Annotated in this window: 15 protein-coding genes; 7 read left to right on the top strand and 8 right to left on the bottom strand. The window is 35.3% G+C overall.

Translation table 11 applies throughout. The features are described from left to right. The 4 genes from dapB (at position 1) to QZ657_RS05760 (ending at position 3,435) form a co-directional block, all read left to right on the top strand. Entirely contained in the window at positions 1–702 is a 702-nt protein-coding gene (gene dapB / locus QZ657_RS05775; protein ID WP_291965552.1) for a 4-hydroxy-tetrahydrodipicolinate reductase, read from the top strand. Positions 703–795: 93 nt separating this feature from the next. Beyond that, the gene (lepB, locus tag QZ657_RS05770) at positions 796–2,496 is read left to right on the top strand and encodes a signal peptidase I (RefSeq protein ID WP_291965551.1); all 1,701 of its coding nucleotides are present in this window, start codon (positions 796–798) and stop codon (positions 2,494–2,496) included. After that, on the top strand, positions 2,493–3,122 hold the full coding sequence (locus QZ657_RS05765; protein WP_291965549.1) for a WbqC family protein: 630 nt from the start codon (positions 2,493–2,495) through the stop codon (positions 3,120–3,122). Before lepB ends, QZ657_RS05765 begins: the two co-directional genes overlap by 4 nt. Next, positions 3,115–3,435: a DUF6122 family protein gene (locus QZ657_RS05760; protein WP_291965547.1), complete on the top strand. Its 321-nt coding sequence runs from the start codon at positions 3,115–3,117 to the stop codon at positions 3,433–3,435. The genes QZ657_RS05765 and QZ657_RS05760 overlap by 8 nt, the downstream gene beginning before the upstream one ends. Here the strand turns inward: QZ657_RS05760 and QZ657_RS05755 are convergent. From QZ657_RS05755 to QZ657_RS05725, 7 genes are read right to left on the bottom strand one after another with little or no spacing between them, the layout of a single operon-like run. Further along, a complete protein-coding gene (locus tag QZ657_RS05755; RefSeq protein ID WP_291960087.1) occupies positions 3,416–4,447 on the bottom strand; it encodes an endonuclease/exonuclease/phosphatase family protein in 1,032 nt (343 codons plus the stop codon). The genes QZ657_RS05760 and QZ657_RS05755 overlap by 20 nt on opposite strands. Before the next feature lie 2 nt (positions 4,448–4,449). Further along, positions 4,450–5,331: a rhomboid family intramembrane serine protease gene (locus QZ657_RS05750; RefSeq protein WP_291965545.1), complete on the bottom strand. Its 882-nt coding sequence runs from the start codon at positions 5,329–5,331 to the stop codon at positions 4,450–4,452. Between the two features lie 3 nt (positions 5,332–5,334). Beyond that, positions 5,335–6,075 (bottom strand): rhomboid family intramembrane serine protease, encoded by a 741-nt coding sequence (locus tag QZ657_RS05745; protein ID WP_291965543.1) that lies wholly within the window; start codon positions 6,073–6,075, stop codon positions 5,335–5,337. Next, positions 6,076–7,926 carry a DNA mismatch repair endonuclease MutL gene (mutL, locus tag QZ657_RS05740; protein WP_291965541.1) on the bottom strand — a complete coding sequence of 617 codons (1,851 nt, stop codon included), beginning with the start codon at positions 7,924–7,926 and terminating at the stop codon, positions 6,076–6,078. Beyond that, positions 7,926–8,288 carry a riboflavin synthase subunit beta gene (locus tag QZ657_RS05735; protein WP_366934158.1) on the bottom strand — a complete coding sequence of 121 codons (363 nt, stop codon included), beginning with the start codon at positions 8,286–8,288 and terminating at the stop codon, positions 7,926–7,928. Before QZ657_RS05735 ends, mutL begins: the two co-directional genes overlap by 1 nt. Before the next feature lie 57 nt (positions 8,289–8,345). After that, a complete protein-coding gene (gene ribH, locus QZ657_RS05730) occupies positions 8,346–8,831 on the bottom strand; it encodes a 6,7-dimethyl-8-ribityllumazine synthase (RefSeq protein WP_291960080.1) in 486 nt (161 codons plus the stop codon). Beyond that, on the bottom strand, positions 8,831–9,598 hold the full coding sequence (locus QZ657_RS05725; RefSeq protein ID WP_276473140.1) for a tetratricopeptide repeat protein: 768 nt from the start codon (positions 9,596–9,598) through the stop codon (positions 8,831–8,833). Before QZ657_RS05725 ends, ribH begins: the two co-directional genes overlap by 1 nt. Positions 9,599–9,721: 123 nt before the next feature. Here QZ657_RS05725 and recF point away from each other — a divergent pair, with 123 nt between their 5' ends. From recF to QZ657_RS05710, 3 genes are read left to right on the top strand one after another with little or no spacing between them, the layout of a single operon-like run. Next, positions 9,722–10,801: a DNA replication/repair protein RecF gene (gene recF / locus QZ657_RS05720; RefSeq protein WP_291965539.1), complete on the top strand. Its 1,080-nt coding sequence runs from the start codon at positions 9,722–9,724 to the stop codon at positions 10,799–10,801. A 2-nt stretch (positions 10,802–10,803) separates the two neighbouring features. Continuing rightward, positions 10,804–11,220 (top strand): lipocalin family protein, encoded by a 417-nt coding sequence (locus QZ657_RS05715; RefSeq protein WP_291965537.1) that lies wholly within the window; start codon positions 10,804–10,806, stop codon positions 11,218–11,220. Further along, a complete protein-coding gene (locus QZ657_RS05710; RefSeq protein WP_291965535.1) occupies positions 11,220–11,516 on the top strand; it encodes a DUF721 domain-containing protein in 297 nt (98 codons plus the stop codon). The genes QZ657_RS05715 and QZ657_RS05710 overlap by 1 nt, the downstream gene beginning before the upstream one ends. Positions 11,517–11,589: 73 nt before the next feature. On the opposite strand, the gene QZ657_RS05705 is transcribed toward QZ657_RS05710, so the two are convergent. Then, positions 11,590–12,009, bottom strand: coding sequence for a nucleoside-diphosphate kinase (locus tag QZ657_RS05705; protein ID WP_276473144.1), 420 nt, complete (start codon positions 12,007–12,009; stop codon positions 11,590–11,592). Positions 12,010–12,025: the final 16 nt, after the last annotated feature.

Raw genomic sequence — 12,025 nt, 5'->3', positions numbered from 1 at the left:
ATGAGGATTGCACTTTTCGGATACGGAAAAATGGGTCAGATGATAGAGCAAATTGCAGTGAATAGAGGTCACGAAATTGTTGCTAAAATTGACGAAAATTCCGAGAATATAGACTTTAGCATTATGGATGTTGCTATTGATTTTAGTATGCCAAAAGCAGCTTACGGAAATATCAGCAAATGCTTGAACAATGATATTCCCGTAATTTGTGGAACAACGGGGTGGCTAGATAAATATGATGACGCTGTTTCTTTATGCGAAGAAAAGAAAGGTGCTTTTATTTACGCTTCCAACTTTAGTTTAGGAGTAAACATTTTTTTTGAGTTAAATAATTATTTGGCCAAAATGATGCAAAACCTTCCTGAATACAAGGTAGAACTAGAAGAAATACATCACACTCAAAAATTAGACGCACCAAGCGGAACCGCAATAACTTTGGCAGAAGGTGTCATTGCAAACTCTAATTATACAGAATGGAAACTAGATAGTTCAGCAGAAAAAACGTTGAAAATTACATCTAAAAGAATTGGCAAGGTACCTGGTACACATACGGTAGCTTATAACAGTGATGTTGACAGTATTGAAATTAAGCATACTGCGCATAATAGAGAAGGGTTTGCACTGGGTGCGGTTACCGCTGCAGAATGGATTATTGGAAAAACAGGTGTTTTTTCAATGCGAGATGTGTTAAACCTAGGTTAAAAGCGTAACAATAATTTATCTAAAAGACTGATGGATTATTAATGTGAACCTTCACATTTATAATTCAATCTATTTCAATAAAAAATAAAGACGATGAACGGCACTCAATGGATTATTTTTATTCTCATTGTACAAGTAATACATTTTTTAGGTACTTGGAAACTATATGTTAAGGCAGGCAGGAAAGCTTGGGAAGCAGCAATACCTGTATACAATGCTATAGTTTTAATGCAAATTATCAATAGACCAAAATGGTGGGTAGTGCTACTGTTCATTCCCATTATTAACCTATTGATGTTCCCGGTAATATGGGTAGAAACAATTAGAAGCTTTGGAAGAAATAGCAAGTTAGAAACTTGGATCGTAGTATTGACACTGGGTTTTTATATTTACTATGTAAACTATTCTCTAGATGTAAAATATATTGAAGACAGGTCTTTACAACCAACTACAGCGGCAGGAGAATGGATTAGTTCCATTTTATTCGCCGTAGTAGCTGCTACATTGGTACACACTTATTTTATTCAACCATATGTAATTCCAACAGGATCATTGGAACGCACGTTAAGAGTGGGAGATTTTCTTTTTGTAAGCAAATTTCATTACGGGGCAAGAACACCAATGACCACTGTTGCAGCTCCCATGGTTCATGATACGTTACCTGTATTAGGTGTTCCTTCCTATCTAAAAAAACCACAACTGCCCTATTTTAGGTTACCAGGGTTTACAAAAGTAGAAAGAAACGATATTGTTGTATTTAGCTGGCCTGCAGATACCGTTCGTGTATTCTTTAAAAAAGAAAAAGGCGTTGATAAACCGATAGATAAAAAATCTAACTACGTTAAACGTTGCGTTGGTGTACCTGGCGATTCTCTTGAAGTTCGTGACGGTTATGTTTTTATCAACGGTAAGCAATTAGAATTGCCCAGTAGTGCCAAACCACAGTTTGACTATAATATTTACAGCTCTAAAGGTGTATCTTCTAAAACACTTGACAATTTAGGGGTCACTGATTTTACCAGAAAATATTTATCTGGGCAGTTAAATCAAAATCAAGCAAATGCCCTTAATCCTTATTTAGTTGGTTACAAACCAACCGACAACGGCCAGCTAGAACTCTATACGAAAGCGTCGGGTATTCCTCCAAAGATCATATCTAAATACGGATTTTCATTAAAAGAAATTACCGATCGCCAACGCACCGTTCCTTTAACTGCCGATATGGTGTCAGCATTGAGAAAAGACCCTAATATTGATTCTGTAGTACAACAGGTAGTAGAAAAGGGAAGAAGAGGCATCAACTTATTTCCTCAAAGTCCTGATTACCCTTGGAACTATAGCCAAATGGGACCGATCTACATTCCTCAAAAAGGAGCAACGGTAGACCTAAATTTAAAAGTTCTTCCATTATACAAGAAAATTATCCAGGAGTACGAGAAGAACGATATTTCAGTATCTGGCAATCAAATCAGCATAAATCGTGTTCCGGTAACTAGCTACACCTTTAAACAAGATTATTTTTGGATGATGGGTGATAATAGGGACCACTCTGAAGATAGTAGATCTTGGGGTTTTGTTCCGGAAAATCATATTGTTGGCACTCCTATTTTCATATGGATGAGTTTCGATAATTTCACGGAAGGCATAAGCAATTGGAGACCTAGATGGGATCGCATATTTACTACGGTAAACGGCGATGGAGAACCACAATCATACTTCAAGTATTTTTTAATTTTATTAGTAGCGTATTTCGTAGGAAATTGGTTCTGGAAACGTAAAAAGGAAAAAAAGTGAAATTAATACACCCCTCATATTTCCCTAACATAGTAACATTTAGCTATATCATGCACCACCCTATTTGCTGGGAGGTTAACGATAATTATCAGAAACAGACCTTTAGAAATAGAACCTATATTTCTAATGATCGAGGTAAGCACATTCTAAGTATACCGATCATACATGTAGGCAGAGCAAACGGTAGACAAAAATATAAGGATGTTCAAATAGACAATTCTTATCCTTGGCAAAGACAACATTGGCGCACGTTAGAGGCCGCCTACAGAACATCACCTTTCTTTGAGTTTTATGAAGATGATATAAGACCATTATACAATCAGCCATATGAAAGTCTGCTTGATTATAATTTAAAGACCATAGAGACCATATTTGATTGTTTACAATTAGATATGCCAACCGATAGAACAGTTGCATTTGAAACAAACCCTGAATATAAGGAGGATTTTAGATTTCTGATAAATGCAAAGTTCAAACCTCAGTTAAATATGGAGCCTTATACGCAAGTGTTTGGAGACAGACATGGCTTTACACCTAATTTAAGCATTTTAGACCTGCTATTTAACATGGGGCCCAATAGTGTTGAATATTTAAAACACGACTTTATAGAGCTATCTAATGATTAGGTTTGTAGCCCATTATGGTATACATTTTATATTACCTATTATAATTGCCATTTATTTTTATAAGGACAACAAACTTTGGTCTGCAATTATATTATTATCCGCAATATTGATTGACATTGATCATTTTTTGGCCACGCCATTATTTGACCCTAACCGATGCAGCATTAACTTTCACCCGCTACATACCTATTGGGCAATTGGCATTTACACTTTATTTTTTATTTATAGAAAAACACGCATATTTGGACTGGCATTGCTAATACACATTTTAGCAGATACCGTAGACTGCCTATTTATTCTTCGTTCAACTTAAAAGTAGCCATAATCGGTTCGTGATCAGATATATCTATCCTATAGTTCTTATGCGATAAAAAAGTAAAACTAGGATCGCCTAAAATCATATCAATTCTAAAAGGGAATTTCCAAAATTTAATGGTTTCTCCATAACCATGTCCTGATTCCAAAAAACTATCCTTGAGACCTTCCTTTATATTAAAGTAAACTTTCGAAAATTGCGTATTATTAAAATCACCTCCCACAATCACAGGATAAGGACTAGTTTTAATATGCTCTCTTACAATATTGGATTGTCTTTCTTGTTTATCAAAAGAATCTCTAAGCCTAACAAAAAGCTTATCTGACCGTTCTTTCTTAAAGTAATTAGGTCTTATACTCAAAGATTCCAAGTGCAGATTATAAAAACGAATGGTGTCTTTTTTAAATACAATATCTGCATAAACGCCACCATTAAACGTATTAGGAAAATCAAGTTCTCCATTATTGATTATTTCAAGCTTTGAAAATATCGCTAGATTTTTACTTGACTCCCCATCTTTTATCTGAAACTTATTCGCTTTAAAAGGATAATTTTTCAACATATCGTCCTTGAGATAGTGGGGCTCAAACTCTTGAAAATATATTATATCAGGATTTTCACTTTGAACGAATTTCACCACCTCTGGACTAGTGATATTTTCCCAATCTTCATGATACTTGCTATGAAAACCCAATGCATTATAACTTAACAACGAAATGGTATTAGCATCAGCAACATTAGTGGAACGCCCATTAAAGGCTATAAAAGAACCAAGGGTAAAGTAACCAAAAACTAAAATAGCAAGAGACAATAACATATATATGCTCTTACCAATTAACCAGTATATAAAAAACAACATGTTTATTAAAACCAATGCAGGTACCGTTAAACTTATAAATGCCAGGCTAGCTATAGATGTATACGGTACAATGCACGCCAAAAACAAACAGAAAGCCACAATCACATTTAAGAACAACATGATTTTTTTAAAAAAAGACAATCTTTTCATGCTTAATTTTCTTTACCAGCTTTAAACAAAAAGTCCTTTTCTGCCTTTGAAAGACTTTCATAACCAGATTTACTAATTTTGTCAAGTATAGCATCAATCTTTTTCTGATGAGATTTCTTATCGTAATCAACGGCAGAACCGCTGGTACTATGTGTAGTACTTTTATTCTTATAGACGGTTTTTAATGGCGCCTTCTTCTCTGAAGCCTTAAAAAGGTTAGCAATACTATCCATAAACTTTGAAAAACCAGACCCAATATCGTTTCCTTTTGCCAATTGACTTGCATATAAGTATCCTAAAAATGCACCGCCCAAATGCGCCAAATGCCCCCCAGAGTTACTGATTGGCAATTGAATTAAATCACTTAGAACCAATACCGCCCCTACCATCCAAAGTTTTACATTGAAAAATATAATCCGCACTTCTTGATTTGGCAAATATGTACATATAAATATTAAAACGGCACTGGCACCTGCCGAAGCACCGATCAAAGTGGCATTGATGTCAAAAAAAGCAGGAAAGATATTATAGCCCAGAACAAAAAAGAGTCCGCCCAAAATAACCCCCAAAATATATACATTTAAAAAGCGCTTCGCATCAAATAAGTTTAGAAAGATACGCCCCACAAAATAGATCATTAACATGTTCCAAAACAAGTGACCTATACCTCCATGAAAAAATGAATAGGTAACAATTGACCATGGTTGCAAAGCAATATCCACTATATCATTGGGCAACTCAAACCACTGCACAATACTATTACCTGATAAGCCTAATAGAAAGGGAATTAAAGCATTTACAATAAAAACCAGTACGTTGACCGCAATGAGTTTTTCTGCAATGTTTAATCTACTAAATTGATATTTTAAATCTGGTTGAGCCATAGTTTAGTTCCACCTATTATTAAACTGATTTTTTTTCCAGTACCACATCATTAAGAATCCAAATAAGGCTCCACCAACATGGGCAAAATGAGCAATACCTTGCCCAAACAGACTATACCCGGTAACACCAGAAAACAAATCCAATCCTATTAAAACAGGTATAAAGAATTTTGCCTTAATGGGAACAGGAAGAAAAATAAGAAACAATTCACTATTTGGATAAGACATACCAAATGCAACTAATATACCGTAAATAGCACCAGACGCACCAACTACCGGGGTATTGAATGCGCTTAGAAAGTTATCTATAGTTGCTTTACCTGCTATATTATACCAGTCTGTACTATACTGCCCGCTATTAATGATTTCAAGAATATTACTTTCAGCTAATCCAGCCTCCATTAAGGCACTCATTCCGGCATTGTAGTAGTAATAATTAACCCCAATATGAATCAATGCAGCACCTAAGCCGGCAGAAATATAGAAAAACAAGAATTTATTTCTACCCCACATTTGCTCTAAAGGTGACCCAAAAGCCCATAAAGCATACATATTAAATAATATATGCATAAACCCGCCATGCATAAACATATGGGTAATGATCTGCCAAAGTTGAAAATGTTCATTTTTTGGAAAGTACAAAGAAAATAACTCATACATTTGTTCACCATACAATTGTGTAGCAACAAAAAACAGAACGTTAATTATCAGTAAATGTTTAATAGTTTCTGTTATCCTTCCCATTTATATAAATTTTCGTTCAATATCATTCTCTGTAACCGTAATGTAAACTTTCTTGTTAAACGGACTTAAAGTTGTTTCCTTACATGCAAACAAATCGTTTACCAATTTTACTTGAGAAAACTCATCTAAGGTTTCGCCAGTTTTTACAGAGAGTGTTTTTGCCAAGGTCTTTGCCAACATATCACTTTGAGAAAAACTATCGCCCGGCACTTCTTGCTGAAAATCAGAAATGAGTTGCTCCATAATCATTTGCACTTCACTTTCAACAACTAAAACCGGAACTCCTGAAATTTCTACGCCGTCATTGGAAATTTCCCCAAATACGAAACCAACGGTACATAAATTCTCTTTAATTTCCCTTAAAATACTTATTTCGCTAGTAGAAAAAGATAAGGTCAAAGGAAAAAGTAACTGCTGGCTAACAGCTTCTTTAATTGTAATATTTTTTAAAAAATTCTCATATAACACCCTTTGGTGCGCCCTACTCTGGTTGATGACGACCATACCAGATTTAATTGTTGTAATAATATACTTTTTACGCATTTGAAAAGTAGTCGTAGAATGATCTACAACTTCTTTTTCATTATCAAAAATACTGCTATTGACTACTTCTGACTCAAACTCCAAATGACTTGCTCCACTATCTGCAGATGTTTCTAAGCCTACATATAAATTTTCCCAACCGTCTACCTTTGGTTTCTTATAATTACCACCGTTAGTATTGCTTTTCACAGGTTGTGCCGTTTCAAATGGATTAAAGGAAGAGTCTACTACTACTTGCGGTATATCTACTGTTTTGTTTTTATAGGAATACGGAGTATCTAAATTTTGATCTTGTTCAAAATCCAATGCGGGCACAACGTTGAATTGACCTAAACTATGTTTAACGGTAGATTTTAGCATAGCGTATAACGTATGCTCATCATCAAACTTAACCTCTGTCTTGGTTGGATGTATATTTATATCAATGGTACCCGGATCAACCTCAAGGCTTAAAAAATACCCGGGATGCGTACCCGGACGAATTAAACCTTCAAAAGCACCCAATATAGCATGGTGTAAATACGGACTCTTAATAAATCTATTATTTGCAAAGAAAAACTGCTCTCCCCTACTTTTTTTAGCAAATTCAGGTTTTTGGATATAGCCGGAAATTTTAACCACCTGGGTTTCTTCTTCTACAGGCACCAGCTTTTCATCTGTTTTTCTCCCAAAAATATGTACTATTCGTTTTCTAAAATCATTTCCGGGCAGCTGAAAAACATCGCTACCATTATTATAAAAATTAAAAGCGACCTGTGGATGAGCCAGTGCTATTCTATGAAATTCATCGGCAATGTGCCTGTATTCAACTTGATCAGACTTTAAAAAATTACGTCTTGCCGGAATATTGAAGAAAAGATTTTTTACCAACATTGAAGTTCCCTTTGGGGCTACCACAACCTCTTGTGTAACTATTTTACTGCCTTCAATTTTAATTTTGGTACCAATGTCGTCTTCCTCCGTCTTGGTCAGCATTTCTACATGTGCAATAGCGGCAATTGAAGCTAAAGCCTCTCCCCTAAAACCTTTGGTATTTAAATTAAAGAGATCTTCTGCCTTTTGAATTTTTGATGTAGCATGGCGTTCAAAGCTTAAGCGTGCATCTGTTCCGCTCATACCTTTACCGTTATCAACTACTTGAATCAATGTTTTACCACCATCCTTGATAATAAGCTGAATTTCGGTCGCACCGGCATCAATGGCATTCTCCATTAATTCTTTTACCACAGAAGATGGACGTTGAACCACTTCACCAGCAGCAATTTGGTTTGCTACATGGTCTGGTAATAATCTAATAATATCTGCCATTATGAAGTAAAGAAAATTGTGAGGTCAAAATCTATAATGTAAAGAAATATAAGAACCAATACCGCAATTATTATAGTCATTCTGATCTTTAAATTACGATCGCCTTGTCTTTTAGTGTCTTCAATTGCACTATTAATCTTTCTTTTTAATCCCCGGGATGTATTTAACGTACTGCGGAATTGGTCAAATTTCGGCTCTATTTTATAAGGATTACCTTTTCCCTTACCATCGTAATACCTAGGATTGTATTCAAATGACCTATTTTTTCGTAACCGCGTTATTTTGCTCAGCATCCCCATAACATCAAAGTTACTTAAAATAGAAAAATAGGACATGTTACCAATGCCAAAATTTGTTAACATCTTACGACATTGACCCAGCTCTGTTAAACTTCGCGAAAAACTAAGTGAGTATAAACTTTAGCCTTTACCCAAAACTGCCATTTTAATGGCGGCAATAGCGGCTTCAGTACCTTTATTACCATGCTTACCACCACTACGGTCTATGGCCTGCTGCATAGTATTGTCCGTAAGAACACAAAATATGACCGGTACATCAGTAATTACATTTAAGTCTTTTATGCCTTGTGCAGTTGCATCGCACACAAAATCAAAATGTTTGGTTTCCCCTTGTATAACGCTACCAATAGCAATGACCGCATCTACCTTAAGGCTCTGTATCATTTTCTTGGAACCAAAGGTTAGTTCAAAACTACCGGGCACGTCCCAACGGATGATGTCAGATTCTTTTGCGCCGCAATCTAATAAAGCTTCAATTGCACCAGAATATAGACCTTCTGTTATTTCTGAATTCCATTCTGAAACAACAATCCCAAACCGAAGTCCGTTCGCGTTTGGGATTGTTGCTTTATCGTAAACCGATAAATTTTTATTTACTGTAGCCATTATTCACCACTTTTAGCCATGCCTATAAACGCATCTATAGAAGCGGCATTTTCTGATTTTGGAAACTCGTCCTTTATTTTTTGGAAAAAACTCAAGGCCTTATCCTTATCTCCCATTTCCAAAGCAGTAATACCTGCCTTGTATAGAAATTTAGGGGCCGTATAATCATTATCACTATGCTTAACCGCAGCCTCATAATATCCTAACGCATCTGAAGGTTGATCCAATTGCATAAAAGCATCACCCAAACCACCTTTGGCCAAAGCGCCCAAAACAGCATCGTCAGAACTAAAATCTTCTAAATAAGTAATTGCCTCCTGGTATTTGTTCATATTTAAATAAGACATACCAGCACCATAGTTTGCAAGGTTTGCCGCTTTTGTACCGCTATATTCTTCTATAATATCCAAAAAACCATATTTACCTTCAGCACCTTCCAATGCCAAATTAAACAATGAATCCTTAGCGCTGGTTGCAACCAATGCCTGGTCAAAATATTGCTGTGGGTAATACATCTCATTTGCAGCATTGGCCTCTTTCGGTTTTTCCACAAATTGATCATAGGCCAAATAGCCTAATACACTAATAGCAATAACACCAATGACACCTAAAATAATATTTTGATTCTTAGAAACCCACTCTTCCGATCTAGAAGCACCTTCATCCAACGAACTAAAAACCTCAGCAGTTGTGCTTTCCTGTTCGTCAAATTCTTGCTGTTCAGCCTTTGTTTCAGGTTTATATCCTCTTTTTTTATATGTAGCCATCTCTAAATTTATTGGTCGCGCAAAAATAATGGTTTTATTGAAATCGCAAAGTGTATTTATTCGTTATTTTTGGATATTTTAAACTGGTTTACATTCTTCCAAATCTAAAATCCGATTTTATTAATGCTGCTAAGACAATTATCGCTAATCAATTACAAAAATTTTGAATCAAAAGAACTGACGTTCGATGCTAAAATAAATTGTTTTGTAGGTGATAACGGAATTGGTAAAACAAACATTCTTGATGCCATTTACCATTTATCATTTGGCAAAAGCTATTTTAACCCTGTTTCTTCTCAAAATATTCGTCATGGTTCTGATTTTTTTGTTATCGATGGCACATTTGAAAAAGAGGGAAGGGAAGAAAAAATTGTTTGTAGCTTAAAGAAGAACAATAAAAAAGTAATAAAACGCAACGGAAAAGCATACGATCGCTTTGCGGACCATATTGGTCTTTTGCCATTGGTCATTATTTCTCCTGCGGACAGAGACCTTATAATAGAAGGTAGCGATACCCGTAGAAAATTTATTGATGGCGTAATCTCCCAATCCGATAAAGGCTACCTGCAAAACCTCATCAATTATAACAAGGTTGTTTCGCAAAGAAATGCTTTGCTTAAATACTTTGCCGCCAATAGAACGTTCAACAAAGATACTTTGGCCGTATACAATGAGCAGATGGAGACTTATGGTAATGAAATCTTTAAAAAAAGAACCTCATTCCTGGAAGCCTTTATACCTATTTTTCAAGAACAATATAAATCTATTACCGTCAATACCGAAGATGTTTCACTTTCCTACAATAGTAAATTGAAGGATTATGACCTCCTAACTCTTTTAAATAAAAATTTAGATAAAGACCGGGCACTGCAATACACCAGTGTAGGTATTCATAAAGACGACCTTAGCTTTGAAATCAGCAACTATCCCATTAAAAAATTTGGTAGTCAAGGCCAACAGAAGTCCTTTTTAATAGCTTTAAAATTTGCACAGTTTCATTTTATGAAATCGCAAAGTGGAACTACGCCTATTCTAATCTTAGATGATATTTTCGACAAACTGGACGAACATAGGGTATCGCATATTATAACTTTGGTAAACGATGAAAATTTTGGTCAAATTTTTATCAGTGACACCCATGCGGATAGAACCGAAAGTGTTGTTAAAAAAATTCATCAATCCTATAAAATTTTTAAATTATAACGATGAAAAAATTACTGGTCATTTGCTCCTTAATCTTTATTTCTTGCAACGCCAAAATTGACGAAAGTCAGTTACACCTATTAAACGGATATTGGGAAATAAAAGAAGTTACCTTTAAAGACGGGGCAAAAAAAGAGTACACCGTAAACAGTACCGTAGATTATATTAAATTAGATTCTATAACGGGATTTAGAAAAAAAGTTGACCCAAAATTCAACGGTACTTTCGAAACCTCAAATGATGCAGAACCTTTTACAATTAGAATTTCTAACGATTCGGTTTTTATGAGTTACAGTAACAACGCTAATACTTGGGAAGAAGTTTTGACCAAACTATCTGCTGAAAGTTTCTCGGTAAAGAACAATCAAGGTACTACATATCAATACAACAGATTTGAACCTATAAACATAACCCCATAATGGCAAGTAGAGGCAACGATAACACTTCAATGAAAGATGCGCTTTCTGCATTTATTCAAAAAAACAAATTAGAAAAAGGAATAGATAAAGTTGATGCTAGAGTAGCATGGGCAAAACTAATGGGCAACGGTGTAAATAATTATACTACTGAAATTGAATTAAAATTCGGCACCCTTTACGTGTCCTTAAGCTCATCTGTATTGCGTGAAGAATTAAGCTTGGGAAAATCTAAAATTGTACGCATGCTCAATGAAGAAATCGGAAAAGAAGTAGTAAAAAAACTTGTGCTTAGATAGCCAAATCACAAACACAGATAATAAAAAAAGCCAGTTCTAAAGAACTGGCTTTTTTTATTTGTTATAATTCGTCTTAGTAAATTTCTCTACCAGAAAAATGGAATGCACCTTCAATAGCCGCATTCTCATCGCTATCAGAACCATGTACGGCATTTTCGCCAATACTGGTAGCAAACATTTTACGTATAGTACCCTCTGCTGCGTCTGCAGGGTTGGTAGCACCGATCAATGCCCTAAAATCCTCAACAGCATTTTCTTTTTCCAAGATTGCCGCTACAATTGTACCACTTGTCATGAACTCCACTAACTCACCAAAGAAAGGACGCTCTCTGTGCACACCATAAAATTCTTGTGCATCTCTTAAGCTCAATTGTGTATATTTCATCGCTACGATCTTAAAACCAGCAGCAGTAATTTTTTCTAAAATAGCCCCAATATGCCCGTTCTTTACGGCATCTGGTTTGATCATTGTAAACGTTCTATTCGTACTCATATCTTAATTTTTGCGC

This window comes from Maribacter sp., from assembly GCA_020629415.1.
Lineage (GTDB): Bacteria > Bacteroidota > Bacteroidia > Flavobacteriales > Flavobacteriaceae > Maribacter > Maribacter huludaoensis.
Note: the sequence above shows the minus strand (reverse complement) of the source record. Positions and strands in the feature narration are given on the sequence as shown.